We start from the raw sequence: 26,073 nt of genomic DNA, 5'->3' as shown, positions 1-26,073 counted from the left end.
GGGTAAGAAGTCGATCTAGAAGGAGATGACATGACCAAGTTCATGCTGCTGATGACCAACGATGGCGGTAACACCGACATCCCGATGCTGGAGTGGGACGAGGCCGACAGGAACGCCCACATGAAGCACCTGGGAGACCAGATCGAGCGGCTGCGGCAGAGCGGCGAGTTGGTCGAGGTGAACGCGCTGACCTGGCCCAAGCACGCCAAGGTGGTCCGGGCGACCGGTGTGAGCGCGCCGGTGCTGACCGACGGTCCGTTCGCCGAGTCCAAGGAGGTCCTGGCCGGCTACACGATGGTCGACGTCGAGTCGGAGGAGCGGGCGCTGGAGATCGCGGCCGAGCAGTCTGCCGCTCCGGGTCCCGGCGGCGTCCCGCTCGAGCAGCCGATCGAGGTCCGCCGGGTGATGGAGGGCGATGCCGATCTCCACGACTTCTGACCCGGGCCACGGCCTCGAGGACCTGCTGCGGGAGCTGACGCCGCAGGTCCTCGGCGCGGTCGTGCGCTGGTCCGGTGACTTCGCCGCGGCCGAGGACGCGGTGCAGGAGGCCCTGCTGGCCGCCGCCACGACCTGGCCCCGCGACGGCCGGCCGGACAAGCCGAAGGCCTGGCTGGTCCAGACGGCCTCGCGCCGGCTGATCGACGAGGTGCGGCAGCAGCAGGCACGCCGTCGCCGCGAGGAGCGGGCCGCGCTGCGTGAGGTGCCGGCCGGGGAGACCGAGGAGCACGACGACACGCTGCGGCTGCTGTTCCTGTGCTGCCACCCGGCGCTCACGCCGGCTTCGGCGATCGCGCTGACCCTGCGAGCAGTGGGCGGTCTGACCACGGCCGAGATCGCCACGGCGTACTTGGTGCCCGAGGCAACGATGGCGCAGCGGATCAGCCGGGCGAAGCAGAAGTTGAAGGGCGCCAGCTTCGAGCTGGACGCCGAGCCCGGCCGGCTGCGCAATGTGCTGCACGTCCTGTACCTGATGTTCAACGAGGGCTACACGAGCACCAGCGGCCCGGAGCTGCACCGCAGCGACCTGTCCGCCGAGGCGATCCGGCTGACCCGCGCCGTACGCGCCCAGCTGTCCGACGACGGGCAGGTGGCCGGACTGCTCGCTCTGATGTTGCTGACCGATGCCCGCCGCACGGCCCGGACCGGTCAGGGCGGAGAGATCATCCCGCTGGCCGAGCAGGACCGGTCGCTGTGGGACCACGACCAGATCGCCGAAGGCGTCGCGCTCGCGGTCGAAGCGTTCGACACCCCGCCGCTGGGCGAGTACCAGCTCCAGGCCGCGATCGCCGCACTGCACGACGAGGTGGACCGCGCCGAGGACACCGACTGGCCGCAGATCCTCGGGCTGTACGGGCTGCTCGAGGACCTGTCCGGCAACCCGATGGTCAAGCTGAACCGGGCGATCGCGGCCGCGATGGTCGACGGTCCTGACGCGGGCCTCAAGCTCCTGGAACACCTGGACGACGAGCTGCCCGGCCACTACCGCCTGGACGCCACGCGCGGACACCTCTACGAGATGCGCGGCGACCACGCGACCGCCGCCGAACACTTCCGTGCGGCGGCCCGTGGTACGACGAGCCTGCCCGAGCGCGACTACCTGATAACCAAGGCCGCCTCGCTCAGTTAGGCCGTCGATGGCCTCCGACCGGCGTTCCCACGTCCAGGATCGAGTCGTCGGCCGCGGCCGACAGATCGGTCCACCACAGCACGTCGGCGTCCCCGTCGGTTTCCGGCTCCGGCTTCGGCTCCGGACCGGCAGCCTTCTCCGGCAGCTTGCCGAGCCGATCAACCTGCTCGGCCAACGCGTCGAGCACCGACCGCAGCTGGACGTGAGCGACCCGGGTGAACGTCCGCACGTACTCGAGCTCGGCCACCGGGGCATCGGCGACCGGGATGTGCTGTACGGCGGACTCCACCGAGTCGTGCGCCTGCTTCAACGCATCGCGCTGCTGCAACCGCGCGGTCTCGATCAGGTCCTTGGCGTACTGCTCCGCCTCGCCCACCAGGTTGTCCGCGATCTGCTGCGCCTGACTGAGCAGTCCGACCGCGTGAGCGGTGATGTGGGCCCGCTGCTCCGCGTCCGTCGTGCTCTCCCGCAGGCGCTCCACCTCGGCACGCAGCGCGGCCCGGTCCGCGTCGGCGTACTCGACCTGCTCGGCGAGGTCGCCCAGGTACTCCGTCACCTCGCTCGGGTCGTAGCCCTTCCGGCGAGTGGCGAAGGTCTGGTGCCGAATGGCGTACGGCGACTGGGCCGCTCTCCGGGTGAACGGGTCTTGGCGCGTCACTGCTGACTCCCTGCCGAGGTCGTGATCCCCAAGGATTCGGTGTGGATATCGGTCGGCTTCATCCCGGCGGCGGTGAGCTCGGCGACGGTGTTGCGGACCATCGCGGGTCCACCGCACACCAGGGCTGTGCAGTCGGCCCACGAGCCTTCGGTGGCGGCCGCGACTGTACCGACCCGGCCCTGCTTCCCGGGGTACGACGTGTCGTCCGACACCACCGGCGTGTAGCTGAACCAAGGCCGCTGGGTGAGGTTGGTCAGCTGCTTGTGCTCGTACAGGTTCCACGGCATCCGGGCCCCGTGGAACAGGTGCACCCGTGGCACCCGGGCAGCTGACGGCTGCCGGTCGAGCTGCTCGAGCATTGCCCGGAACGGCGCCAGCCCGGTGCCGCCGGCGATCATCACAACGTCGCGGCCGGTGTCCACCGGCAGCTTGAGCGAGTCACCGACCGGCGCGCCGATCCGGACCGGGTCGCCGCGCTTCAGCGACCGGACCGCCGGTCCGCTGACCTGGCCGCCCGGGATCAGGCCGATGTGCAGCTCGAACGAGCCGTCCTGCCGTGGAGCGTTCGCAGGGCTGTAGTAACGCCAGCGCCGCGGCCGGTACGGGATCTCCATCGCCACCGACTGACCGGGCTGGTAGTCCAGCGGCCGCTCCGGGTGGATCTGCACGACCGTCACATCCATGGTGCGCCGGTCGACGCCGAGCACCTCTCCGGACCACCAGGCCGGCGCGTCGTCGGCCGCCGACTCCTCGGCGGCCTGGACCATCACGGTCGACACCACGCCGTACGCCTCGGCCCAGTCGGCGGCCAGCTCGGACGTCCAGGCAGCACCGAGGAAGTGCTGCAGCGTCGCGAGCAGGGATGCGCCCACTGCCGAGTAGTGGTCGGCCACGGCGCCGAAACGCCGGTGGTCGCGGCCGAGCTGCTGCAGGAACGGCACCACCTGGTCGAGCTGCGTGGCGTTGCTGACCACGGCGCCGAGGGCGCCGACCAGCTTGTCGCGCTGCGCGGCCATCGAGACCGGGAACATCTCCCGGACCTCGGGGTGGGACAGGAACAGGTGTGAGTAGAAGAACAGCGGTACCTCGTCGCCGGCCTTCGCGACGAGGGCCCAGCTGTTCTTCAGTGCGTCCGGGTCCATCCCCGGATCAGTTGGCGGTGACGATGTCGTCCTGAGTCGCGCCCAGGGCCTTCACCACCCGGCCGATGATGTCGTCGGGAACCTCATGCGCCTCCAGGGCGCTGACGAGGTGGACGACCACCTTGCCGAAGTCGCCGCCGGTGATGCCGCGGCCCTTGTGCGCGTCGGCCAGCTCCTGGCCTTCGTACGTGACCGGGCCGCCCATCACCTGGGAGACCAGCTGCACCTGGTGCCGCTTGAGGCGGACCAGATCGCTGTTCGTGAAGTACCCGGACAGCTGCGGATCTGCGAGGACCCGGGTGTAGAAGAGGTCCACCACCGAGGCGACAGCGGGTCCACCGCCCACCGCGTCGTAATCGCTGTCCCCCGCTGTCCCCGCCTGTGTCTGATCGACCACGGCGCAACCATCTCCAAACCGTCGAAAATCGGGCCCCGAGCGGTGACGATCCGAGCACTCTGCGGTGTCAACGTCAAGGTCGAGACGCGTAATTCCCGTAATTCGTCCGATCTTCGTGCCGTCCGGTTTGGCGGCCAGGTCCAGGGGTAAAAGGCAAGCCGGAAAGAACGTTGCCAAGGGCAATAATCAAACGTATTGTCCAAACGCCGCGGCGACGTCGTCATCTGTTGCCAAGAGCAACCGAAGTAGCACCCGCGCCTTGAACGGGTCCAGAAAACCGCCGTCGATCAGGCCGCGCCCCAACAGATCGGTTTCCGATCCGGGGGAGTGGTACGTGTTGCGGACGACCGAGCCGGCGCCGGTGCGCGATGTCAGGACTACCGGTATCCGGGCGGCCAGGTCGCCGAGCACCGGCGCGAGGGCGGCCGGCACGTGTCCGACGCCGTACGCGGCGACCACGAGGCCCTGGTGGGTGTCGGCCAGCCCCCGCAGCAGCAGGCCGTCGTCGTCCATCGTGACCGTGTAGAGCGCCACTCTGAGATCGTCGAGCTCGGCAGGCTCCGCGCTGCCCTGTACGCCGTCCAGCCGGAGCGGACGGGTGAGGATGCGGACCTGGTCCTCGACGACATGGCCGATCGGGCCGGTGTTCGGCGAGACGAAGGTCGCCGTGCTCGTGCTGTGTGTCTTGCGCACCCAGCGGGCCGCGTGGATCTGGTCGTTGAAGACGACCAGTGCGCCGAGGTCGCGGGCGGTCGGGGAGCAGGCGACGCGCAGGGCGGCCAGCAGGTTGGCCGGCCCGTCGGGGCCGGCGAGCGTGGGGTTGCGCATCGCACCGGTGAACACGAGCGGCTGCGCGTGCGGCCAGACCAGATCGGCGAGGAAGGCGCTCTCCTCGAGCGTGTCGGTGCCTTGCGTGACCACTGCGCCCGCGGCGCCGGCAGCAACAGCCTTCGAGGCGGCGTCGACGACCTCGAGCACCTTGGCCGTGGTCAGGTTGGCACTGGGGATCTTCTCGATGTCCTGGATCTCCACCGGGTGGCCGAGATCGGAGAGGCCGGGCATCGCGGCGGTGAGGTCGTCACCGGTCAGGCGATGCGTGCCTGCCATCGAGATGGTGCCGCCCAGTGTGAACAACGCGACGCTCACGTGGTCTCTCCTTCAGTTGGTGCGTGCTCTGACGTGCATCCGCTCCCCCTGCGGGCCGTAAAGACATAGCACCTCGGTCGGTCCAGGGCCGGGATTGGCGAACCAGTGCGGCACCCGGCAGTCGAACTCGGCCACCTCGCCCTCCTTCAGGACGAAGTCCTTGTCGCCGAGCTTCAGCCGGACCTGCCCGGACAGCACATAGAGCCAGTCGTAGCCCTCGTGCGTCTTCTGTGCCAGGTCGTTGCCCGGATAACCCTCCGGCAGGATCTGTTTGAACGCCTGCAGCCCACCCGGCCGCCGGCTCAGGGGGATGTGCACGGTGCCGTGCCGCTTGATCGGCTTCGCGTAGATCCGCGGGTCCCCGGTCGGCGGCGCATCCACCAGCTCGTCCAGCTGCACCTGATGCGCGCGGGCCAGCGGCAGCAGCAGCTCAAGCGTCGGCCGGCGCTGACCGGACTCCAGCCGCGACAGCGTGCTGACCGAGATGCCGGTGCCTTCGGACAGCTGGGCCAGCGTCGTCCCGCGCTCGATCCGCAGTGCCCGCAGCCGGGGCCCGACCGACTCGAGCACGTCCTCAAGCGATTCCGTGTTTGCCATACCAGCAACATTACTTGTCGAAAATGAAAACCACGACGCATCCTCGGATCACACGAGAAGAGGAGTCCTGGACATGACGAAGTACGACGTGATCGTGATCGGTGGCGGCGCCGCCGGGCTGAGTGGAGCGCTGGCCCTGGTCCGGTCCCGCCGCTCGGTACTGGTGGTCGACGACGGTACGCCGCGCAATGCGCCCGCGGAGGGCGTGCACAACTTCCTGACCCGCGACGGCGTGCCGCCGGGTGAGATCTACGCGCTCGGGCGCCAGGAGGTGATCGGGTACGGCGGTGAGATCGCCGAGGGCACCGTGACGACCGCAAGGAAGGACGCCGACGGTTTCACGGTCGAGCTGGCAGACGGTACGACGTACCGCGGCCGGCGTCTGCTGGTGACGACCGGGCTGACCGACGTACTGCCGGACGTACCCGGACTGGCCGAGCGGTGGGGGAGGGACGTCATCCACTGCCCGTACTGCCACGGCTGGGAGGTGCGGGACCAGGCGATCGGCGTACTGGCGACCAGCTCGATGGCGCTGCACCAGGTGCAGCTGTTCCGGCAGCTGAGTGACGACGTGACGCTGTTCCTGCACACTGCGCCGGAGCCGACCGATGAGCAGTGGGAAGAGCTGGCTGCGCGCGGAATCTCCGTAGTACAGGGAAAGGTCGAGCAGATCGAGGTGACCGACGACCGGATCACCGGTGTACGGCTCGAGGGCGGCAAGGTCATCCCGCGCCAGGCGCTGGCGGTTCAGACCACCGTGCGCGCACGGGCCGGTTTCCTGGCCGATCTGGGTCTGGAGCCGACCATGGTCGAGTCCAACGGCGTAGAGGTCGGTACTGCGGTCCAGGTCGACGGGATGGGTGCGACACAGGTGACGGGTGTCTTCGCGGCCGGCAACGTGGCCAATCCGATGGCTCAGGTGATGCCGTCTGCTGCTGCCGGCCTGATGGCGGGTGCTGGGATCAACTTCGACCTGATCACCGAGGAGACGCGTCTGGCGCGATCAGCCGCCGGCTCTGGCCGCCTGGAGTAGTTGAGGAGTTGAATAGGGGAGGGAGCGAGGGTTGGGGCGGGAGGCTGGATGCGCGACACGGTCGACCCGGATTTCGCCTCGTTCGTGGATGCACGACAGGGCAGATGGCTCCGTACGGCGTACCTCGTGTACGGCGACCTGGAACGAGCCGAGAAGGTGCTGTTGCGCGCCTTCACGCTGTTGTCGCTGCAGTGGACCCGGGTGGACGACCCGGACGCATTCGTGCAGCGCATGCTGTACCTGCCCGCGCTGAAGCCGTGGAACCGGACGGCGGCGTTCCCGGACGAGGACGACCAGGTGAAGGCCGCACTGGGCGAGTTGACGCCCGCGCAGCGCACTGTGTTCGTTCTGCTGCACGTGGAGGAGCTCACCGAGTTCGAGGTGGGCGATCTGCTCGGGATGTCGCACACCGCCGTGCACGCGCACGGTCTGACCGCCTTCGGCAGGTTCCGTGCGGCGCTGGGCGCAGGGGACTGGCGTGATGCCCGATGAGGAGGGAAGACGTTCCGCCGCTGCTGGTCCAGGCAGCCGACCGGCTGCCCGAGCCGGATCTGGCCGACGCGGCGTGGGCAGCCGGGCTGAAGGTACGCCGGCGCCGGCGCCGTATCGCACTGGTCAGTGGCATCGTCCTCCTGGTCGCACTGCTCATCGTCTCGATCTCGATCGAGGTGGGCTCGGGCGGCAACGCGGACATCACCCCTCCGAACAGGCTGTTCAACACCCCGCCCGGCTACCTCGCACCGGCCGGTCAGATCGCCGGAATCGACTTCTGGGTCGCGCCGCCGCCTGGTAGCGAGCGGTTCCTCGATCGGCTCGAAACTCCGCTCGGTGACCGCCTGGAGCTGCCGGGCAAGGTGCATTCGTTGTCCAAGCACAAGCTCGACCGCATCGCCGCCGTGGTGCTGGTGAAGAACGGCGGCGTCTACGCGCCGCTCCTGCTCGGCCGCGACTCCTCGTGGTCGCAGGCCCCGGTGGAATTGGTTCCCGTCGGCGGTCGGTCACCGTTGAGCCCGGGCGCGGTATCGCCCGACGGCAAGGTCGTCGCCTTCGCGCAGCCCGGGAAACTCGTCACCGTCGACGCTTCGACGGCCGAGGTCTCGCAGTACCAGCTGCCCGCCGGCGACTTCCAGAGCGTGTCCTGGGTCGAGGATGCGCAGTACATCCTTGTCGGCGGACCAGGTGTCGCGTACCGGGTGCTGGTCGGGGAGGGCGGCGACGGCGAGCCGCCACTGGCCGGGATCGAGGCTTCGAACGACCCGGAGGCGGTGACCGCGCCGTTCCGGATCGAGACCGGCCACGTCATGCGCTACCTCGTCACGGGCGAGTGGACCGAGGACAGCACGCTGACACTGCCGGTTCGCTCGTGGGTCGGCCAGACCTTCTCGTCCGGCGGCGGCGTGGCCCGGCTGTTCATCGGCGACAAGCTGCCGGAGGTGCCGACGATGAGGTCGCAACCACAGGGCGTGGTGGCTGTTTCGACCTTGCGGACGGTTCCCAGCCGGCTGCTGATCCTGGGTGAACCGTTCGCGGGTTCCGCGCAGACGCCGGTCGGCGCCGGGGACCCCGCCTTCGTGCGGCAGCCCGGCTGCTGCGCGGTACTGGGCTGGTACGACCAGCAGAACGTACTGGTGCAGGTCCGAGGCTGGGTCTTGGCCTGGGACCTGGACTCAGGACGGGTTCGTCGAGTTACCGAACTCGCGGTGGATCAGGTCGCTCTCGGGCCGGGGGTGCGGCCATGAGCCGTCCCAGCCGTCGAGGATGGCCCGCAGGGTGACGTCGGCCAGGCGCTCGGCGTCCTCCGGCGGTGGCATCTGACGCCCGGTCAGCGCCCGGACGACGAACACACCCGCCATCCACTCCACCATCACGACCGGATCCGCGGTGCTGCGAATCCGTTCTCCCCGGGCTCTGGCCCGGTCCAGCGCGTCCCTGGTCAGCTCGATCCGCCGGTCCAGGAGGTCCCGGTAGGTCTGCGCGGACCGCGGGTCGCGGTTCGCCTCGGCGACTGCGAGGCGGATCAGTGCGAGTCCCCTTTCGCTGTTGGCGAAGGCCAGTGCGGTCCGGTAGACCCCGAGCAGGTCGCCCGCGATCGAGCCGGTATCCGCGTCTGGTATTTCCATGTCGAACAGGTCGGCCATGGCGTCGTTGGCCAGCAGCTCCTTGCTGGCCCACCTGCGATAGATCGTCGCCTTGCCGACCCCCGCGGCCTCGGCAACGTCGTCAACCGTCATTCCGTCGAATCCCCGCTCCAGCAGCAGCTGAACGGCGTACCGGCGGATCCTCGGTTCTGCCTCCGGGTCCCGTGGTCTGCCGCGGCGCGGCCTCACCCCGTAGATCGGCTCCATCTCGTCGTCCCCAGCTCGGACGGGTGCAGTGGCGCGGCTGCGGCCCGTGTGGTCCAGGCCAGAGTGCCACACCTGAACGATTCAGGGGTGATGTCACCCCGATGTCACCTGGGAGCCCGCTTTGTCACATGCCGGAAACAAACGGACCGATCGGCTGAAACGGCACGCCGACACCGTGTGCGGTGTGGCCGAGCGGCGGGCTCCCCGGCGTTGTGGAGACCTCCCGACTGAGGACGCCGGCCACCCCCAGTTCGATGGAAGGGATGACGTTGATGGAGATCAACGCCGGCGATACCGCCTGGGTCTTGGCCAGTGCCGCCCTGGTGATGCTGATGACCCCGGGCCTGGCTTTCTTCTACGGCGGCATGGTGCGCGTGAAGAGCGTGCTGAACATGATGATGATGAGCTTCGTCACCATCGCCGTCGTCACCATCCTCTGGGTGGTGGTCGGCTACTCGCTGACGTTCGCCGGTGACTCCGGGCACGTGATCGGGGACTTCTCGGAGGTGGGCCTCAAGGGCCTGCTCGCGCCGGAGGCGGTGAGCGGGACGACGCCCACGCTCGCTTTCGTCGCCTTCCAGCTGATGTTCGCGATCATCACCCCCGCGCTGATCTCCGGCGCGATCGCCGACCGGGCCACGTTCCGCGGCTGGATCGTGTTCGTGGTCGGCTGGACGCTGCTGGTCTACTTCCCGGTCGCGCACTCGGTCTGGTTCCTCGACGACGGCAACGGCGGCTGGATCGGGGACAAGCTGAAGGCCGTCGACTTCGCCGGCGGTACGGCGGTGCACGTGAACGCCGGTGCTGCCGCGCTGGCGCTGGCGATCGTGCTCGGTAAGCGGATCGGCTGGAAGAAGGACCCGATGCGGCCGCACAGCCTGCCGCTGGTGCTGCTCGGCGCCGGCCTGCTGTGGTTCGGCTGGTTCGGCTTCAACGCCGGCTCCGCGCTGAGCGCCGGTACCACCGCCGCGGTCACCTTCGTGAACACCCAGGTCGCCACTGCGGCCGCGGTGATCGGCTGGCTGATCATCGAGCGGATCACGCACGGCAAGGCCACCACACTGGGCCTGGCGTCCGGTGCGGTCGCCGGCCTGGTCGCCATCACGCCGTCGTGTGGTGCGGTCACCCCGATCGGCGCGATCATCCTCGGCCTGTTCGCCGGTGCGATCTGTGCCTTCGCGGTGTCGCTCAAGTACAAGCTCGGCTTCGACGACTCGCTCGACGTGGTCGGCGTACACCTGGTCGGCGGTCTGTTCGGTTCGCTGGCGATCGGTCTGCTCGGCTCGGCGGCGGCGCCGTCCGCGGTCAACGGCCTGTTCTACGGCGGCGGCGTGTCCCAGCTGGGCAAGCAGGCGCTGGCCAACCTGGTGGTCGGGGTCTACTCCTTCACCGTCGCGTTCATCCTCGGCAAGGTGATCGACAAGACCATCGGCTTCCGGCTCACCGAGGACGACGAGCTCACCGGCGTCGACCAGGTCGAGCACGCGGAGACGGCGTACGACTACCTCAGCGCGGCCGGACTGCGCGGCGCGCTGTCGGGTCACCGCCCGGCTCCTGCGCCCGTCGCGGCCGGGACCGAGAATGGGACCACTGAGGCCACTGAGCCGTCGGAGAAGGAAGGTGTCAAGGCATGAAGCTGGTCACCGCGGTGGTCAAGCCGCACAAGCTGGAGGACGTCCGGGCCGCGCTGGAGACGTTCGGCGTGACCGGCATGACGGTCACCGAGGCGAGCGGCTACGGCCGGCAGAAGGGCCACACCGAGGTCTACCGCGGCGCGGAGTACGAGGTGGACCTGGTCCCGAAGGTCCGGCTCGAGGTGGTCGTCGAGGACGGTGACAGCGCCGACGTGGTCGACGTCATCGTGAAGGCCGCGCAGACCGGCAAGATCGGTGATGGCAAGGTGTGGGTCACGCCCGTCGAGACGATCGTCCGCGTTCGCACGGGTGAATTGGACGGAGACGCCCTGTGAGGATCTGGTAGATGGTTGATCGAGCGGAGCAGCGGCGCGTTCGTGCCGAGGAGGCCGACGCGCTGCTGTACCTGCTCCTCTCCAAGGCCTGCGACGCCCTCGGTGTACCTACCGAGGGCGTCGCGCTGGTCGCGGTCGGCGGCTACGGCCGGGAGGAGCTGTCGCCGTACAGCGATCTCGACGTGATGCTCGTGCACGTCGAGGGGTACCCACGGGTGGACGAGCTGGCCGCACAGATCTGGTATCCGCTGTGGGACTCGCGGACCAAGCTGGACCACAGCGTCCGCACGCTGGCCGAGGCGCGTGAGGCGGCGGCCGCGGACGACCGGGTCGCGCTCGGTCTGCTGGACGCACGGCACGTCGCAGGAGACTCGCACCTGACGCTGCAGCTGCGGTCCGTGCTGATGGCGGATTGGCGGCGCACTGCGCGTTCCAGGCTGCCCGGACTGGCGCAGGCGTGCCGCGACCGGGCGTCCACGGTCGGAGAGCTCGCGCACCTCGCGGAGCCCGACCTCAAGGAGGCGTACGGCGGTTTGCGTGATGCCGTCGTACTGCGTGCGTTGGTGGCGTCCTGGTTGATCGACGTACCGCATCCGGTGCTGGAGCGGGCGCGGCGCGATCTGCTCGAGGTACGCGACGTACTGCATGGGGTGGCCGGTCGGGCGACGGATCGATTGGTGGCGGACCTGGCGGGCGAGGTGGCTGCCGGCCTCGGTCTGTCCGGGCGGGACGAGTTGCTGCGGCACGTGTACGCAACGGGCCGGACGCTGGCGCATGTGTGCGACGTGTCCTGGCGACGCGTCGAGAGCCTGATGACCAAGCCACCGCGGTCCCGGCGCAGGCAGCGGACCGGTGGGCCGTTGCTGCTCGCGCTGGACGACGGAGTGGGGCAGCACGAGGGCGAGGTCGTGCTGATGCCGGACGCACGGCCGGACCGGAGCCCGGTGCTCGGTCTGCGTGCTGCAGCGGTCGCAGCGGACCGTGAGCTCGTGCTGTCGCCTGCTGTGTGTGCCCGGCTGGCCGCATCGGCTGCTGACCTGCCGGACCCATGGCCGGGCGAGGCGCGGCGGTTGCTGTGCGCTCTGCTCGGTGCGGGCAGCGGACTGCTCGAAGTGTGGGAGGCGTTGGACCAGGCCGGGTACATCTCCCGGATCCTCCCGGAGTGGGACTCGGTGCGGTTCCGTCCGCCGCAGTCGGCGATCCACCGCTTCACCGTCGACCGGCATCTGCTGGAGACCTGTGTCGAGGCAGCGGCGATGGTCCGCGACGTACGGCGTCCTGACCTGCTGCTGGTCGCCGCACTGCTGCATGACCTCGGCAAGGCGCTTGACGGCGACCACAGCGTCACCGGAGCGGCCATTGCCGCGAAGGTGGCCCGACGGCTTGGATTCAGCGAGGCGGACTCTGACACCATCACTCTGCTTGTGCGGCAGCACCTGATGCTCGCGCAGGTCGCCACCCGCCGGGACCTGGACGATCCGATGACGGTGGACATGGTCGCCGGCATCGTGCGCAGCACCGAGACGCTGGACCTGCTGGAAGCTCTGACGTACGCCGATGCGCGTGCGGCCGGGCCGGCTGCGTCTTCACCCTGGCGGATGCGACTGGTGGGCGAGCTGTGCCGCCGGGTGCGCGGTGAGCTGTCGGGTGGCGGCGAGGGCATGTGGACGGAGGCGCCGCCCGTTCCGGTGCCTGTGCTGCAGCAGGTGGTCGGTGTGGGGCGGTTGGGGGTCACAGTGTCCGACCACCATGGCGATCTGCGGATCAACGTCGCCGTACCTGACCAGGTGGGCACGCTGTCGACCGTCGCCGCCGTACTCGCGGTGGAGCGGCTGGCGGTGCGGTCCGCGGTCATCACGTCGGTAGAAGGCCTGGGGATCTCGCAGTGGACTGTCGCGGGATCAGCGCCCGATCCGGTGCGGTTGCGGGACCGCCTCGCCGTAGCGCTCCGAGACTCCAGCGACGTCGTACGCCGTTTGGCTGCACGGGACTCGTCGGCAGCACGTGTCGCCAGCAGAGTGGACCTGCTTCCGGGAGCGTCTGAAACCGCGACCGTCCTGCAGGTGCGGGCGCATGACCGTCCAGGCCTGTTGTACGACATCACTGCGGCGATCGCGTCCACTGGCGCGGACATCCGCTCCGCCCACGTCAGCACGCTCGGTGCCGAGTGCGTGGATGTCTTCTACCTCACCGACAGCCACGGCGCCCCACTCGAACCGGAGGACGCGCGAACGACGGCAAAGTCGGTCCTGGATCGGCTGACGTTCTAGTCTCAGCGCTGTGCATGTAGTAGAGGCATTCCAGCGCCAAGCCGTCGCCTGCGAGGATCTTGGCTCCCCGATGTACGCCGAACTGCTCCGGCTGATCGTTGACGACTACGAGGTCGGTGGTGTGTCCGTCGAGGTGCTGGACGGGTACGAGGACCGTTCGTTCGGCGAGGCGATCGGGCTGCGCCTGCTGGGCGCCGTACACGGTCTGGTGCTCTCCGGTACGGCGCCTGAGCTCGCGGCGTTCTACCCGAGCGTCGGCGGCACCTGGGACCCGGTGCTCGGCTGGGAGGCGTTCGAGCAGGTGCTCCAGTCACGGGTGGGGGAGGTCCGCTCGCTTCTGACCCAGCCCCCGCAGACGAACGAGGTCAACCGGTCTGTTGCCCTGTTCGGCGGCCTGCTGCAGCTGGCCGAAGCCGTGCCACTACCAGTGCGGTTGTTCGAGATCGGTGCATCAGCCGGGTTGAATCTGCGCGCGGACCACTTCCGGTACGTCGCCGACGGGGCGTCGTACGGCCCGGTCGACAGTCCGGTGGTGTTCGACCCGGCGTGGGTCGGGCACCTGCCTGCTGCCGAGGTGCGGATCGCGGAGCGGGTCGGGTGCGACATCGCGCCGCTGAATCCGCTGACGGACGAGGGGGCGCGCACGCTCACGTCGTACGTGTGGCCGGACCAGGCCGAGCGGTTGACCCGCTTGCGTGGGGCGATCGAGGTCGCGCGGAAGGTGCCGGCCGACGTACACCGAGAGGACGCCGTCTCGTTCCTGCGCGGGCTGGAGCTGTCGGAGGGCCACGTGACGGTCGTGTGGCACTCGATCATGTGGCAGTACCTGTCCAAGGACGACCGGGCGACGATCGAGGACCGGCTGGAGGAGCTGGGCGCCCAGGCCACCTCGGATGCGCCACTGGCCCGGCTGCGGCTTGAACCGCTCCCGCGGACGTTCCAGGTCGAGCTCCAGACCTGGCCTGACGGCGTACGGCGAACCCTCGCCCGTGTCAGCGCGCACGGCCAAGGTCTGGTGTGGGACTGAGGGCGTCGACGAGGGTGTCGGTCAGTTCGCTCGCGTAGACGCCGTCCGGGTCGAGGTCCGGATCGTAGATGCCGACGTCGATCCCCACACATTTCGGTGAGGCGAGGAGCGGCCGTAGGAGAGTCCGCAGCTGCTCGTGGTCGATTCCACCCGGATCAGGGCTGTCCACCGCGGGCATGATCGCTGCGTCCAGGATGTCGACATCCAGATGTACCCAGAACCCGTCCAACTCGTCCTTCTCGAGATGCTCAAGGGTCGCCCGCGCTGTTTTGCCGGGGTCGGGGGCTATCTTCGACGCGCGCCACACCGGGATCCCGGCCAGCTCCACGTCCCCGACGTACTCGTCGTCCTCGCGAATCCCCAGCAGCACCGCATCGGTGTCCTGCACGTACGGGCCGAGCCCGTCGAGATCGGTCAGATCCGCCTGCCCGCGGCCGGTGACCAACGCCAGCGCCTCACCACCCGCGGCTCCGACGTACGGAGCGTTGTCGACCGTCCGGAAGTCCGAGTGCCCATCCAGATACACCACGCCGTACCGCCCCAGCCGCCGAAAACCCAACGCCGGACCGAGCAGATTGCTGCACTCCCCACCCAGCAGCACCACGAACTTGCCGTCAGCAACCAACCGCCCGACGCGATCCGCCAGCCTCAGCGTGTACGCCGCCATCCCCGCCGCGTTGAACACGCCGTCGCCCGGCTTCCACCCCGCCCGGTCGTACCGCGGCGGCGTCACACACCCGCCGTCCTCAGCCCCGATCCGCCCCACCAACCCCTGATCCCGCAGCGCCCCCGCCAACTTGTAACACCCCGGCACGACCCCGTCCGCCGGCGGCCGCAACCCCAAGTTGGACGGCCCATCCACCACAACCCGCACAACCCACCCCTAACCGATAACTTGCACTGAATCGGTTAGATCCTCAACGCCCCGCCCACACCTGTCAATCCCACAGCGAACGGTGTACTGCGCTGGACGGCGGAAGGGGTACCGCGCTCGAGGACTCGGAGGAGTGCTGATCTGGAAGGGGGTACTCCGATACGAGGTGAGACCGCTGACTGCGGTCGGAGTTGGTGGGGGCAGGGCAGCGGCGGTGTGGTTGTGCGGGTAGGTCATCCCCCGGGCTCTGTGCGCCTCGCCGCTTAGGTGGGGAGGATTTCCTGCCCGTATCGGGACAAAATCCTCCCCAGGTGGTCGCAGCGCAATGGGACGAAGTGTGGTCGGCGCAGGACTAGGTGCGGGTGGATCGGCTGGGAGCGGTGGGTCGTGGCTGTGAGGCAGTACGCGCGGGCGCCGAGGGACGAGCCGCCGCCCGCGAACCATCCCCGAGCGAAGGTGCCCGCCCCGCCCCCGCGGCCGCCGCCATCCCACTCAAGAACCTCGCCGCCGCCACCTCATCCCCCTTCACCTGAGCGGCCGGCACCTCATCGCCCTTCACCTGCGCCGCCCGCCCCTCCTCGCCACGCTGCTGCCGACCCGATACCTCTCGCGGCACGTTGCCACTGTCCGACCCAAGCGCCGGATGCGGCCCCCGCCGCCGAATCTCCTCGACCTTCGCGTTGACGCTTCGGCCGATCTCCTCGGCCACATGCCGCCCCGCCTCAGGCGATCGCCCCGCCAACGACTCCCACTGCGGATGCAACATCGTTGCCACCAACTCCCGCCGCACCGCCTCCCGATCAACCCCCTCAGGAGGCGCAATCTCCCCCAACCGATTCCGCAGTACCGCCTCCGCCAGCTGATCAAAATGCGCCATCGCAGGCCCCTGGTTGAGGCGGGCGATGAGCTCGTGGCGGTCGACGCTGAGGCCGGACGACTGCTCGATCAGGCCGTTCGCTGCGGAGTACGCGCCCGAGTGCTGAGTGTCGTCGGGCGCCAAGCGTCCATACCCAGCCTTCGCGGTGAACGCCTGGAAGTCGGTGGCGGCACGGACCGAGGCCACCCCGTCATGCAGACCCCACGAGAGCTTGTCGGCATCGACCTCGCCTCGCGACCCCACCGGCATCCCTGCGCGCGTGGCCCGGTCGAGAACTGCCGCCAATGCCGGCGCTCGCCACCGAGATCGGGCTGTCCCATCCCTCGACAGCCCTTCACGAAGCAGCGGCGCATACACGCCGATCGCACCGGTTTGTTGATCGAAGCCACCGTGTCCACCCGTCGCGTAGAGCTCGCCGTTCCAGCGGTTGACGCCGGTCGGTCGGAGCTGCCGCGCCACGTCGTACAGCCGGCTGAATTCGCGGTATGTCGGCGAATCCTCGGTGATGCGCTCGGCGGACTCAGCCATCGGAGGCGGGGACCGGGGCGTCGGTCAGGGGCGGGTTGCGAAGAAAGTTCTCCATGGACTCGAGATCCTCCGTGATCGCGCGGATGGCCCAGTCCTCGTCCTCGTCCGCGCGATCGGCGATCTCCCAGATGCGCCGGCGTCCGTCGGCCAGCATCTCGATCTGTTCCTCGGTGGTGCCCTTCGGTGGATAGACGGCGACGTGGATCCGCACTGCCTCCTGGTACAGCTCGCTGCGCTCGGGTGGCGCGGGCGGCGGCTCGGGAAGGTTCTCGTCGATGAGTTGGGTCGTCCAGCTGCGGTCGTCTTCGGAAGCGTCTTCCGGCACGAGGGCTCGTAGCTTCTCCTGCTCGGTTGCCACGTCGGCCGGCTGACCGCTCCGGTGCAGCCGGTCGTAGGCCCGGTTGAACGCCATGTTGAAGGCGGGGATGTCGAGGGGCATGGCGTTCACGGTAGCGAGAAAGGGTCTCTGGCCGGTGGAGTTATCCACAGGTTGTCGGGCCGGTAGACTCGGGGAGTTCATCGCTTCGAGGAAACGGACTGTTTCTCGTGTTCGACACGCTTTCCGATCGGCTCTCCACCGCGTTCAAGAATCTGCGGGGCAAGGGCAAGCTGACCGACGCCGATATCGACGCGACGACCCGGGAGATCCGGATCGCGTTGCTGGAGGCCGATGTCGCGCTGCCGGTGGTGCGGGAGTTCATCGCGGCGGTGCGTGAACGCGCCAGCGGAGCCGACGTGCGCGGCGGGCTGAACCCGGCGCAGCAGGTGATCAAGATCGTCAACGAGGAACTGGTCAAGATCCTCGGCGGCGAGACCCGTGAACTTCGGATGGCGAAGCGGCCGCCGACGGTGATCATGCTCGCCGGTCTGCAGGGCGCCGGTAAGACGACCCTGGCCGGCAAGCTCGCCAAGTGGCTGCGCGAGATCAAGCACCAGACCCCGATGCTGGTCGCCGCCGACCTCCAGCGGCCGAACGCCGTGACCCAGCTGCAGGTCGTCGGTGAGCGCGCCGGCGTGCCGGTGTTCGCGCCCGAGCCGGGCAACGGCGTCGGCGACCCGGTCGAGGTGGCCCGCCGGGCGATGGACGAGGCGCGGACCAAGCAGCACAGCGTCGTGATCGTCGACACCGCAGGCCGGCTGGGTGTCGACGAGGTGCTGATGAAGCAGGCCGCGGACATCCGCGACGCGGTCAGCCCGGACGAGATCCTGTTCGTCGTCGACGCGATGATCGGCCAGGACGCGGTCACCACCGCGCAGGCCTTCCTGGACGGCGTTGGCTTCGACGGCGTGGTGCTGTCCAAGCTCGACGGTGATGCCCGTGGTGGCGCCGCGCTGTCGATCGCGCAGGTCACCGGCCGCCAGGTGATGTTCGCCAGCAACGGCGAGAAGCTCGAGGACTTCGACGTCTTCCACCCCGACCGGATGGCCTCGCGCATCCTCGGCATGGGCGACGTGATGAGCCTGATCGAGCAGGCCGAGCGCAGCTTCGACGCCGAGGAGGCCGCGAAGACCGCGGCCAAGCTGCAGAAGAAGGGCGGCAAGGACTTCACTCTGGACGACTTCCTCGCCCAGATGCAGTCGGTGCGCAAGATGGGCCCGCTGACGAAGATCTTCGGCATGCTCCCGGGCGCGAACCAGTTCAAGGACCAGCTGGAGAACTTCGACGAGCGCGAGATCGACCGGATCGAGGCGGTCATCCACTCGATGACGCCGGCCGAGCGCAACGATCCGAACATCCTCAACGGCTCCCGCCGGGCCCGGATCGCGAGGGGTTCGGGCACCGAGGTCGCTACCGTCAGCGGTCTGGTCGAGCGGTTCTTCGAGGCCCGCAAGATGATGGCCGCGATGGCGTCCGGCAAGGGCATCCCGGGGATGCCCGGTATGCCGGGCATGCCAGGCGCGGGCGCCGGCGGCGCGCGGAAGGCCAAGCAGCAGGCGAAGAAGGGCAAGAAGCGCGGCTCCGGCAACCCCGCCAAGCGGGCGAACCAGGGCAGCCCGCAGCCGCAGGCGCAGCAGCCGGGCCAGCTGCCGGCCGCGTTCGGCGGCGGCGGGCAGGACGGCGGCGACTTCGAGCTGCCGGACGACCTGAAGAAGATGCTCGGCGGCAACTGACCCCTGACGGCGCTGCCCTTCCCGAAAGGGCAGTGTCCGCAGTGCGAACTTTCTGCGACCGCAGGCTGCACACGGCACCGGAAAACCGTTCACAGCGCGTAGGGGCGCACCGTGACCGGTTGATCACGACCTCTCGGCGGCTAAGATCGTGCCTACGCCCGAGAGACACACCACCTGCGGAATGCGTCGAGGACGGTTCGGATGAGGCAGCAGTTCAAGAACCTGGACACGTGGCGGGGCAAGTTGTCCGCCGCTTGTACCTGCTTGGCGCCGCCTACTGCCATGGTCGCCGTGTTCGTGGTCGGCGGCGTCACCTCGAACACGTTCATCGTCGACGCCCACGCGCTGGCCGCTCCGCGCCAGGACGCGGTCTTCGACGACCTGGCCAACAACGTGCCGAACCAGCCCGGCGTGGACGGCAGCCTGCCGACGCAGGAGAAGTCCACGATCCAGGTCCCGCTCACCGGGACGACGGACGGCACCGTGCAGCCCATCGCCGGCACGATCGGCGACACCTCGGGCATCCCGGGGACGGTGCTGGCGGCGTACCAGAAGGCCGCCCGCGACCTCGCGCTCTCGATGCCCGGCTGCCACCTCACCTGGCCGCTGCTGGCCGGCATCGGCAAGGTCGAGTCCGGCCACGCCAGCGGCGGCAAGGTCGACGCGAACGGCAACACCCGCGGCAAGATCCTCGGCCCGGTCCTCGACGGCAGCCCCGGGATGGCGGCGATCGCCGACACCGACCAGGGCGTGTACGACGGGAACGCGAGCTGGGACCGTGCCGTCGGGCCGATGCAGTTCATCCCCGGCACGTGGCGGGCGTTCGGCGCGGACGGCAACGGCGACGGGATCAAGGACCCGCACAACGTGTTCGACGCGGCCCGGGCGACGGGGGACTACCTCTGCTCCGGCGGCGCGAACCTGTCCGACCCGCAGGGGCTGGTCCAGGCGGTGCTGCGCTACAACCACTCGATGGAGTACGTGTCGACCGTCCTCCGGTGGATGCAGTCGTACAGCAACGACACCGTGACGGTGCCGAACGAGCCGGGCACGATCGACACCCCGGGTGACGACGGCAACAACGGCGACGACAGGGACCGGACAGGGACCACGCCGCCGCCCACCACCCCGACGAGCGCCCCGACGAGCGCCCCGACGACGGCCCCGACCACCGCGCCGACGACCACGAGCCCGACGGTCGCCCCGAGCACGCCGAGCCCGTCCAGCACTCACCCGAGCCCGTCGAAGCCGAGCATCCCGAGGCCGACGGGCACGGTGACGGCCACGCCCACCAAGCCGCCGTACACGCCGCCGGCCACGCCTCCCACGACGCCGCCGACGACGCCTCCGACGACGACCCCGCCGACCACGCCGGGTGACCCGAGCTGTACGCCGACTCCGGCCCCGTCGGACACCCCGACCCCGTCGCCGAGCGACACGGTCACGCCGACGCCCACCCCGTCGCCGACGCCGAGCCCGTGCGGCACGACCGGCGAGTCCGACCCGTCCGGTGCGGCGGCCACTCCGAGCGACGCCCCGAAGGCCGGCAGCTGAGCCTGGTTGTACGCTGACATCCTCGACACCAGAGGTAGCCGCAATCGTTACCTCGGTGCCGGTTTTCCGAGGTGTTTCTGTGGCGCGTAACTTTGCGTCGTCTTGATGTAACTTTCTGGCGCATGGTTCGTTGAGTGGGCTATGCGCCTAACCCGTAGTGGTAACCGTCGGGTCAAAATAATCATCGCTTCACTGTGCACGGCCCCGCTCCTGGTCGGGGCCATCGTGACAGTTGCTTCGGGCGGGGCCGGTGCCACCGGCCAGCTCGCCGACACCAACCCGGTCGCCCCATCGCCTGGAGCCGGGCTGAACAGCGGTGAGTTCGACGAACTGACGATGATCGTGCCGCAGCGTCCAGGAGTGGACGGCCGGCTCGGATCCGACCAGCCCGCCCGTGCCGACGTCCCCGTGCAGGGGGCCACCGACGGCCGGTCGGTCGTCCGTCCCGGCCGGCCGGGAGCTGTGAACGGCATTCCCCGCGGGGTCTTTCCCGCGTACCGCCGCGCCACCGCCAACCTCGCGGTGGTCCGGCCGAACTGCGGGCTGACCTGGCCGTTGCTGGCCGGCGTCGGCAAGGTCGAGTCCGACCATGCCAGCGGTGGCCGCGTCGACGTGGCCGGCACGACCCGGGGCCGCATTCTCGGCCCGGTGCTCAACGGACGCCACGGCAACGGCCGGATCAGCGACTCCGACAAGGGCAAGTTCGACGGCGACGCGACGTACGACCGCGCGGTCGGACCGATGCAGATCATCCCGCAGGTGTGGGGCGAGTTCGGGGCCGACGGCAACGGCGACGGCTTCCGCAACCCCAACAACGTGTACGACGCGGTCACCACCGTCGCCGTGGTGCTCTGCGCGCAGGGCGACGACCTGAAGCAGCCGCGCGACCTGGTCGAGGCCCTGCTGCGCTACCAGCACTCCAAGGACTTCGTCGCCACCGTGCTGAAGTGGATGCGGGTCTACAGCAAGAACGCGGTCCTGATCCCGAATGCGACCGGCAACATCGCGGCCGCGAAGTGGACCGGCAACGCCGACCGCAAGGTCGACCCGCGGCAGGTCCCGGACGTCCCGGACGACACCAAGACCACCGCGACCCCGACGCCGACCAGCACGCTGCCGCCGACGGCGCCGCCGTCCACGCCGCCGTCGACGGAGTGGGACAAGCCGACGCTGCCGAGGCCGATCGACACCGCGACCGCTACGCCGACGCACCGGCCGACGTCGACGCCGACTAAGACACCCACCAAGACGCCGACGAAGACCCCGACCAAGACGCCGACGGACACGCCGACCCCGACTCCGACCCCGACGCCCACGGACACCCCGACGAACACCCCGAGCGGGACGCCGTGCGCCGGCAACGAGAGCACCACCCCGACCTGCACGCCGGGCGGCGGCTCGCACGGCTGAGAGTTCCCCCGATACGGTCGCACCATGACCGTACTCAAGCTGATCGGCATGGTGCTGCCGGCCGGTGAGCAGCAGGAGCTTCATCTCAGCGGTGGGCTGGTCGTCGACCGGCCCACCGCTGGTGAGGTGACGACAGTGCACACCGGTGGCTGGATCGTTCCCGGCCTGGTCGACGCCCACTGCCACATCGGACTCGACCAGCACGGCGCTGTCGACGAGGACGTCCAGGAGGAGCAGGCCATCCTGGACCGCGACGCCGGCGCGCTGCTCGTTCGCGACGCCGGCTCGGCCGCCGACACCCGCTGGATCGACGGCCGTGAGGACCTGCCGAAGATCATCCGCGCCGGCCGGCACATCGCCCGATCCAAGCGGTACATCCGCAACTACGGCTGGGAGATCGAGCCGGAGGAGCTGGTCGCGTACGTCGAGCAGGAGGCCGCCCGTGGCGACGGCTGGGTCAAGCTGGTCGGCGACTGGATCGACCGCGAGGCGGGCGACCTGACCCCGTGCTGGCCGGCCGAGGCGCTGAACGCCGCGATCGCCCGCGCGCACGAGCTCGGCGCCCGCGTCACCGCGCACGTCTTCGGCGAGCACGCCCTCCCGGACCTGCTTGCCGCCGGCATCGACTGCATCGAGCACGGCACCGGCATCGAGCCGGACATGCTTGCCCACATGGCCGGCAACGGCGTCGCGGTCGTCCCGACGCTGATCCAGCTCGAGAACTTCCCGGAGTACGCCGAGCAGGCCGCGGCGAAGTTCCCGGTGTACTCCGCGCACATGCGCGACCTGTACGACCGTCGCCTGCACCGGCTGCGGGACGCGTTCGAGGCCGGCGTGCCGGTGTACGCCGGGACCGACGCGGGCGGCGTCCTCGGGCACGGCCTCGTCGCCCAGGAGATCCAGGCGCTGGTCGAGATCGGGATGTCGGGGGAGCAGGCCCTCGCCGCAGGGTCGTGGGCGGCCCGGGCCTGGCTCGGCGCGCCGAGCGAGCTGCGGCCCGGCGACCCAGCCGATCTGGTCGTGTACGACGAGGACCCGCGGGCGCATCCGGCCGTGCTCACGCATCCGCGGCTGATCGCACTCCGTGGTCGCGTGGTGTTCCAGCGGTGACGGGAAAAAATTCACTCAAACACTGGCTAGCGCGGAAGATCTTCCCTTAGCGTGGCTCCCGGGACCGCCGACGCCCCTCGGCGGACCAGATGAGGGAAGGACCACCGCCCATGGGGAAGTATGCCCGCATACCCACCATCCTTCTGGCTGTCGGAGCACTCACGCTGACGGCCCTCCCGAGCCACGCAGCCCAGCCATCTCAGCCGACCGGTCAACCGGATCTCGCGTCCGCGTTCCAGACCGCGGCCACGAAGTACGACGTACCGCGTGAGGTGCTCGTCAGCGTCGGATTCGCCGAGACGCACCTCGACGGCCACAACGGCACGCCGAGCCAGGCGAACGGCTACGGCGTCATGCACCTGGCCAGCAACAACGTCAACAAGACGATGTCCGAGGCAAGCAAGCTCACCGGGCTGCCGGTCGCGCAGCTGACCAAGGACGACACGTCGAACATCCTCGGCGCCGCCGCGGTCCTCGACTCGTACGCCGATCAGGCCGGCCTGAAGGACCGCTCGGATCTCGGCAAGTGGTACTCCGTGATCGCGAAGTACTCGCATTCGGCCGACAGCCCGACCGCGCGCCTGTACACCGACGAGGTCTACCGGGTGATCGCCCGCGGCGTCCGTACGGCCGGCGTCTCGACCGACCCGAAGCAGGTCACGCCGGACCTCGGCGCGTATGCGAAGGTCTCGCCGCTCGGCACCAAGGCCAAGTCGTCGTCGGTCCAGGCAACCGACTACCCGGGCGCGATCTGGAACCCGGCCTGCACCTGCAACTACCAGGTCGGCCGGACCCAGGCGATCACCACGATCGTGATCCACGTGACCCAAGGCTCGTACGCCGGAACCATCAGCTGGTTCAAGGACCCGGCCGCTCAGGTCAGCGCGCACTACGTGGTCCGGTCCAGCGACGGGCAGATCACCCAGATGGTCGCCGAGAAGGACACCGCCTGGCACGCCCGCAGCGCGAACCCGTACGCGATCGGCATCGAGCACGAGGGCTACATCGACCAGCCGTCGTGGTTCACCGACGCGATGTACCGCTCGTCGGCCGCGCTGACCAGCAACATCGCCGACCGCCGTGGCATCCCGAAGGACCGCAACCACATCAAGGGTCACAGCGAGATGCCAGGCAACGACCACACCGACCCGGGACCGAACTGGAACTGGGACTACTACATGCAGCTGGTGAACGGCGGCGACCCGAACCCGCCGGAGTACAACTTCACCACCTGGGGCAACGGCGTGAACGTCCGCTCCGCCCCGCAGCTGTCCGCGTCCGTCGTGACCACTCTGCCCGGCCCGACCCAGGTGTTCGTCGAGTGCCAGGTCCAGGGCGACACGGTCACCGCCGGCGGCTACACCAACAACTGGTGGGCCAAACTCCGCGACCAGAACGGCTACATGACCAACATCTACATCAACGACCCGAACGCCAAGCTCCCTGGCGTTCCAGACTGCTAGGACCGAAAGGTAGAGCCTGCTGTACCGACACGTGCCCGGCCGTCCCGCAGGATTGAGTCCATGATCACCAAGATCCTGGCTCGGGGCGGACGGGCATGTGCCTACCTGGCGGTTCGCTACGTCCGAGCGCTCCTGCTGTTGCTGGCCTTGCCGAACGGTCTGCTGCTCGGTTGGTTGATCACGCCCTTCACCGGCGCGCTGGTGAAGCTGGCCAACAGCGAGCGCCGCAGGGCCGCGAAGTACCTGGGCCTGCCGGAGGGCGCGCCGCTGCCGCCCGCCACACCGCGTGCGCCGGGCGACGTCGTCACGTTGTTCAGGGACAGGTCGTTCAAGCGCAGCCTGTGGCTGCTGCTGACGCCGCTGGCCATGGTTCCCGAACTGCTCGTCGCGGTCATCGGCCTGGTCGGCGCGCCCGCTGCAGTCGCCGGCATGCTGCTGTGGAGGCTCGACCCGGGCAACTTCTCGCTGATGGGTGTCGGGGTCGACAGCTGGGCCGAGGCACTCACGAACGGTCCTGCGCAGATTCTGGTCAGCCTCGCGGTCCTCGGTTGGGGAGCGCCGGCGCTGGCCCGTGCGCATGCTCGTGCGATCCGCCACCTGTTGGCGCCGAGCGGAGCCGAGGTGGAGATGCACCGGCTGACGCAGCGCGTCGACGAGCTCACCAAGAGCCGGGCGGGTGCTGTCGACTCACACGGTGCCGAGCTGCGGCGTATCGAGCGGGACCTGCACGACGGGACGCAGGCCCAGCTGGTGTCGCTGGCAATGCGGATCGGTATCGCGAAGCAGACCATGGTCGAGGACCCGGAGAAGGCCGCCAAACTGCTGGACGACGCCCGTGACGGCGCAGAGCAGGCCATGACCGAGCTACGCGGCGTACTGCGGACCATGTACCCGCCGATCCTTGCCGACCGCGGTCTGGCCGGAGCGGTCTCCGCACTGGCCGCCCGGTGCCCACTGCCCGTCCAGCTCCGCATCGGTGAGCTGGGAGAGGTCCCTGCCGCAGTAGAGGCCGCCGCGTACTTCGTGGTTGCGGAGTCACTCACCAACGTCACCAAGCACAGTGCGGCCGGCCACGTCGAAGTACAGCTCGAAAAGCGTGGTTCGGAGCTCTATCTGGCAGTCATGGACGACGGGATCGGCGGAGCGCGGATCAGCGAGGAGTCCGACCTGCTGGGCCGGGGGAGTGGGCTGCATGGCATGCTCCACCGCGTGCAGGCGATCGACGGCCACATGGAACTGCAGAGCCCGATCGGTGGGCCGACCACCGTCGAGGTGATCCTTCCGTGCGGGTGATCATCCTCGAGGACAACCCGATCCTCGCCGAAGGCCTCGGCCTGCTGCTGGGCAACAACGGCTTCGAGGTCGCCGCGGTCGCCACCGACGCGGACGAGTTCGCCAAGGCGATCGCCGTGCACCAGGTGGACATCGCAGTGGTCGACGTACGGCTGCCCCCGACCTTCACCGACGAGGGCCTGCGTGCGGCGATCGAGGCCCGCCGGGTCCGGCCAGGCCTGCCGGTGCTGGTGTTCTCGCAGTACGTCGAGGAGGTGTACGCCGCCGAGTTGCTGGCCGCCGGCAGCGAGGGTGTCGGCTACCTCCTGAAGGACCGGGTGTCCCGCGTCGACGAGTTCCTCGAAGCGGTACGCCGGGTCGCGGCCGGCGGGACTGTGCTGGACCCAGAGGTGGTCAGTCAGCTCATGGTCAAGCGGAGCAGTCCGCTCGACCGGCTGACGCCACGTGAACGCGAAGTACTGGCGCTGATGGCCGAGGGACTCGGCAACACCGCGATCGGGGAGAAGCTGGTCATCTCCGATGGCGCTGTGCACAAGCATGTCGGCAACGTCTTCCTCAAGCTCGACCTCCCACCGACCGACTCGGGTCACCGCCGAGTCCTCGCCGTTCTCGCCTACCTCGGGCTGTGAACCCGCAGTCGG

Annotated in this window: 25 protein-coding genes; 16 read left to right on the top strand and 9 right to left on the bottom strand. The window is 69.3% G+C overall.

Translation table 11 applies throughout. The features are described 5' to 3' along the window. The first annotated feature begins 30 nt into the window (after window positions 1-30). On the top strand, window positions 31-438 hold the full coding sequence (locus ACIA58_RS38685) for a YciI family protein (RefSeq protein ID WP_396408847.1): 408 nt from the start codon (window positions 31-33) through the stop codon (window positions 436-438). After that, complete coding sequence (locus ACIA58_RS38680; RefSeq protein WP_396408846.1) at window positions 416-1,627, top strand: RNA polymerase sigma factor; 1,212 nt, start codon at window positions 416-418, stop codon at window positions 1,625-1,627. Before ACIA58_RS38685 ends, ACIA58_RS38680 begins: the two co-directional genes overlap by 23 nt. Here ACIA58_RS38680 and ACIA58_RS38675 read toward each other — a convergent pair. From ACIA58_RS38675 to ACIA58_RS38655, 5 genes are all read right to left on the bottom strand, one after another. Then, the gene (locus ACIA58_RS38675; RefSeq protein WP_396408845.1) at window positions 1,620-2,285 is read right to left on the bottom strand and encodes a DivIVA domain-containing protein; all 666 of its coding nucleotides are present in this window, start codon (window positions 2,283-2,285) and stop codon (window positions 1,620-1,622) included. The genes ACIA58_RS38680 and ACIA58_RS38675 overlap by 8 nt on opposite strands. Beyond that, on the bottom strand, window positions 2,282-3,427 hold the full coding sequence (locus ACIA58_RS38670; protein WP_396408844.1) for a globin domain-containing protein: 1,146 nt from the start codon (window positions 3,425-3,427) through the stop codon (window positions 2,282-2,284). The genes ACIA58_RS38675 and ACIA58_RS38670 overlap by 4 nt, the downstream gene beginning before the upstream one ends. A 7-nt stretch (window positions 3,428-3,434) precedes the next feature. Further along, complete coding sequence (locus ACIA58_RS38665; protein ID WP_396408843.1) at window positions 3,435-3,824, bottom strand: group 1 truncated hemoglobin; 390 nt, start codon at window positions 3,822-3,824, stop codon at window positions 3,435-3,437. A 186-nt stretch (window positions 3,825-4,010) separates the two neighbouring features. Further along, window positions 4,011-4,970, bottom strand: a complete 960-nt coding sequence (locus ACIA58_RS38660; RefSeq protein ID WP_396408842.1) for an asparaginase — start codon at window positions 4,968-4,970, stop codon at window positions 4,011-4,013. Window positions 4,971-4,982: 12 nt separating this feature from the next. After that, complete coding sequence (locus ACIA58_RS38655) at window positions 4,983-5,567, bottom strand: helix-turn-helix domain-containing protein (protein WP_396408841.1); 585 nt, start codon at window positions 5,565-5,567, stop codon at window positions 4,983-4,985. Window positions 5,568-5,640: 73 nt separating this feature from the next. Here ACIA58_RS38655 and ACIA58_RS38650 point away from each other — a divergent pair, with 73 nt between their 5' ends. The 3 genes from ACIA58_RS38650 to ACIA58_RS38640 are packed head-to-tail and all read left to right on the top strand — an operon-like array spanning window position 5,641 to window position 8,339. Then, window positions 5,641-6,600, top strand: a complete 960-nt coding sequence (locus ACIA58_RS38650; protein WP_396408840.1) for an NAD(P)/FAD-dependent oxidoreductase — start codon at window positions 5,641-5,643, stop codon at window positions 6,598-6,600. A gap of 48 nt (window positions 6,601-6,648) precedes the next feature. Then, a complete protein-coding gene (locus ACIA58_RS38645) occupies window positions 6,649-7,092 on the top strand; it encodes a sigma factor-like helix-turn-helix DNA-binding protein (RefSeq protein ID WP_396408839.1) in 444 nt (147 codons plus the stop codon). Further along, entirely contained in the window at window positions 7,089-8,339 is a 1,251-nt protein-coding gene (locus ACIA58_RS38640; RefSeq protein WP_396408838.1) for a hypothetical protein, read from the top strand. Before ACIA58_RS38645 ends, ACIA58_RS38640 begins: the two co-directional genes overlap by 4 nt. Here ACIA58_RS38640 and ACIA58_RS38635 read toward each other — a convergent pair. Continuing rightward, entirely contained in the window at window positions 8,268-8,831 is a 564-nt protein-coding gene (locus ACIA58_RS38635) for a TetR/AcrR family transcriptional regulator (RefSeq protein WP_396408837.1), read from the bottom strand. The two genes, ACIA58_RS38640 and ACIA58_RS38635, sit on opposite strands and share 72 nt — an antisense overlap. Window positions 8,832-9,208: 377 nt before the next feature. On the opposite strand from ACIA58_RS38635, the gene ACIA58_RS38630 reads away from it, so the two are divergent. From ACIA58_RS38630 to ACIA58_RS38615, 4 genes are read left to right on the top strand one after another with little or no spacing between them, the layout of a single operon-like run. Then, window positions 9,209-10,579: an ammonium transporter gene (locus ACIA58_RS38630; protein ID WP_396408836.1), complete on the top strand. Its 1,371-nt coding sequence runs from the start codon at window positions 9,209-9,211 to the stop codon at window positions 10,577-10,579. Beyond that, a complete protein-coding gene (locus ACIA58_RS38625; protein WP_344188166.1) occupies window positions 10,576-10,914 on the top strand; it encodes a P-II family nitrogen regulator in 339 nt (112 codons plus the stop codon). Before ACIA58_RS38630 ends, ACIA58_RS38625 begins: the two co-directional genes overlap by 4 nt. Window positions 10,915-10,925: 11 nt before the next feature. Further along, window positions 10,926-13,184, top strand: coding sequence for a [protein-PII] uridylyltransferase (locus tag ACIA58_RS38620; RefSeq protein WP_396408835.1), 2,259 nt, complete (start codon window positions 10,926-10,928; stop codon window positions 13,182-13,184). Window positions 13,185-13,194: 10 nt separating this feature from the next. After that, entirely contained in the window at window positions 13,195-14,211 is a 1,017-nt protein-coding gene (locus ACIA58_RS38615; RefSeq protein WP_396408834.1) for a DUF2332 domain-containing protein, read from the top strand. Here the strand turns inward: ACIA58_RS38615 and ACIA58_RS38610 are convergent. From ACIA58_RS38610 to ACIA58_RS38600, 3 genes are all read right to left on the bottom strand, one after another. Beyond that, window positions 14,177-15,085, bottom strand: coding sequence for an arginase family protein (locus ACIA58_RS38610; RefSeq protein WP_396408833.1), 909 nt, complete (start codon window positions 15,083-15,085; stop codon window positions 14,177-14,179). The two genes, ACIA58_RS38615 and ACIA58_RS38610, sit on opposite strands and share 35 nt — an antisense overlap. A 352-nt stretch (window positions 15,086-15,437) precedes the next feature. Then, entirely contained in the window at window positions 15,438-16,490 is a 1,053-nt protein-coding gene (locus tag ACIA58_RS38605; protein ID WP_396408832.1) for a hypothetical protein, read from the bottom strand. Next, the gene (locus ACIA58_RS38600; RefSeq protein ID WP_396408831.1) at window positions 16,483-16,929 is read right to left on the bottom strand and encodes a hypothetical protein; all 447 of its coding nucleotides are present in this window, start codon (window positions 16,927-16,929) and stop codon (window positions 16,483-16,485) included. The genes ACIA58_RS38605 and ACIA58_RS38600 overlap by 8 nt, the downstream gene beginning before the upstream one ends. Before the next feature lie 107 nt (window positions 16,930-17,036). Between ACIA58_RS38600 and ffh the strand changes: the two genes are divergently transcribed. The 7 genes from ffh (at window position 17,037) to ACIA58_RS38565 (ending at window position 26,061) form a co-directional block, all read left to right on the top strand. Further along, window positions 17,037-18,602, top strand: coding sequence for a signal recognition particle protein (ffh, locus tag ACIA58_RS38595; protein ID WP_396408830.1), 1,566 nt, complete (start codon window positions 17,037-17,039; stop codon window positions 18,600-18,602). Between the two features lie 201 nt (window positions 18,603-18,803). Beyond that, window positions 18,804-20,156, top strand: coding sequence for a lytic transglycosylase domain-containing protein (locus ACIA58_RS38590; RefSeq protein ID WP_396408829.1), 1,353 nt, complete (start codon window positions 18,804-18,806; stop codon window positions 20,154-20,156). A 225-nt stretch (window positions 20,157-20,381) separates the two neighbouring features. Next, complete coding sequence (locus ACIA58_RS38585) at window positions 20,382-21,566, top strand: lytic transglycosylase domain-containing protein (protein WP_396408828.1); 1,185 nt, start codon at window positions 20,382-20,384, stop codon at window positions 21,564-21,566. A 24-nt stretch (window positions 21,567-21,590) separates the two neighbouring features. Continuing rightward, window positions 21,591-22,676 (top strand): amidohydrolase family protein, encoded by a 1,086-nt coding sequence (locus tag ACIA58_RS38580; RefSeq protein ID WP_396408827.1) that lies wholly within the window; start codon window positions 21,591-21,593, stop codon window positions 22,674-22,676. A gap of 110 nt (window positions 22,677-22,786) precedes the next feature. After that, window positions 22,787-24,139, top strand: a complete 1,353-nt coding sequence (locus ACIA58_RS38575) for an N-acetylmuramoyl-L-alanine amidase (RefSeq protein ID WP_396408826.1) — start codon at window positions 22,787-22,789, stop codon at window positions 24,137-24,139. A gap of 60 nt (window positions 24,140-24,199) precedes the next feature. Continuing rightward, complete coding sequence (locus ACIA58_RS38570) at window positions 24,200-25,432, top strand: sensor histidine kinase (RefSeq protein WP_396408825.1); 1,233 nt, start codon at window positions 24,200-24,202, stop codon at window positions 25,430-25,432. Beyond that, the gene (locus ACIA58_RS38565; protein WP_396408824.1) at window positions 25,423-26,061 is read left to right on the top strand and encodes a response regulator; all 639 of its coding nucleotides are present in this window, start codon (window positions 25,423-25,425) and stop codon (window positions 26,059-26,061) included. The genes ACIA58_RS38570 and ACIA58_RS38565 overlap by 10 nt, the downstream gene beginning before the upstream one ends. Window positions 26,062-26,073 lie beyond the last annotated feature (12 nt).

The organism is Kribbella sp. NPDC051586, assembly GCF_044453965.1.
GTDB lineage: Bacteria > Actinomycetota > Actinomycetes > Propionibacteriales > Kribbellaceae > Kribbella.
Note: the sequence above shows the minus strand (reverse complement) of the source record. Positions and strands in the feature narration are given on the sequence as shown.

What these genes read in the sequence shown, in the direction of transcription:
- ACIA58_RS38655 (WP_396408841.1), bottom strand. Translation starts at nt 5,567, where the DNA reads ATGGCAAACACGGAATCGCTTGAGGACGTGCTCGAGTCGGTCGGGCCC.
- ACIA58_RS38600 (WP_396408831.1), bottom strand. Translation starts at nt 16,929, where the DNA reads ATGCCCCTCGACATCCCCGCCTTCAACATGGCGTTCAACCGGGCCTAC.
- ACIA58_RS38620 (WP_396408835.1), top strand. Translation starts at nt 10,926, where the DNA reads ATGGTTGATCGAGCGGAGCAGCGGCGCGTTCGTGCCGAGGAGGCCGAC.
- ACIA58_RS38645 (WP_396408839.1), top strand. Translation starts at nt 6,649, where the DNA reads ATGCGCGACACGGTCGACCCGGATTTCGCCTCGTTCGTGGATGCACGA.
- ACIA58_RS38570 (WP_396408825.1), top strand. Translation starts at nt 24,200, where the DNA reads ATGATCACCAAGATCCTGGCTCGGGGCGGACGGGCATGTGCCTACCTG.
- ACIA58_RS38650 (WP_396408840.1), top strand. Translation starts at nt 5,641, where the DNA reads ATGACGAAGTACGACGTGATCGTGATCGGTGGCGGCGCCGCCGGGCTG.
- ACIA58_RS38680 (WP_396408846.1), top strand. Translation starts at nt 416, where the DNA reads ATGCCGATCTCCACGACTTCTGACCCGGGCCACGGCCTCGAGGACCTG.
- ACIA58_RS38635 (WP_396408837.1), bottom strand. Translation starts at nt 8,831, where the DNA reads ATGACGGTTGACGACGTTGCCGAGGCCGCGGGGGTCGGCAAGGCGACG.
- ACIA58_RS38640 (WP_396408838.1), top strand. Translation starts at nt 7,089, where the DNA reads ATGAGGAGGGAAGACGTTCCGCCGCTGCTGGTCCAGGCAGCCGACCGG.
- ACIA58_RS38575 (WP_396408826.1), top strand. Translation starts at nt 22,787, where the DNA reads ATGGGGAAGTATGCCCGCATACCCACCATCCTTCTGGCTGTCGGAGCA.
- ACIA58_RS38685 (WP_396408847.1), top strand. Translation starts at nt 31, where the DNA reads ATGACCAAGTTCATGCTGCTGATGACCAACGATGGCGGTAACACCGAC.
- ACIA58_RS38625 (WP_344188166.1), top strand. Translation starts at nt 10,576, where the DNA reads ATGAAGCTGGTCACCGCGGTGGTCAAGCCGCACAAGCTGGAGGACGTC.
- ACIA58_RS38590 (WP_396408829.1), top strand. Translation starts at nt 18,804, where the DNA reads ATGAGGCAGCAGTTCAAGAACCTGGACACGTGGCGGGGCAAGTTGTCC.
- ACIA58_RS38630 (WP_396408836.1), top strand. Translation starts at nt 9,209, where the DNA reads ATGACGTTGATGGAGATCAACGCCGGCGATACCGCCTGGGTCTTGGCC.
- ACIA58_RS38670 (WP_396408844.1), bottom strand. Translation starts at nt 3,427, where the DNA reads ATGGACCCGGACGCACTGAAGAACAGCTGGGCCCTCGTCGCGAAGGCC.
- ACIA58_RS38605 (WP_396408832.1), bottom strand. Translation starts at nt 16,490, where the DNA reads ATGGCTGAGTCCGCCGAGCGCATCACCGAGGATTCGCCGACATACCGC.
- ACIA58_RS38580 (WP_396408827.1), top strand. Translation starts at nt 21,591, where the DNA reads ATGACCGTACTCAAGCTGATCGGCATGGTGCTGCCGGCCGGTGAGCAG.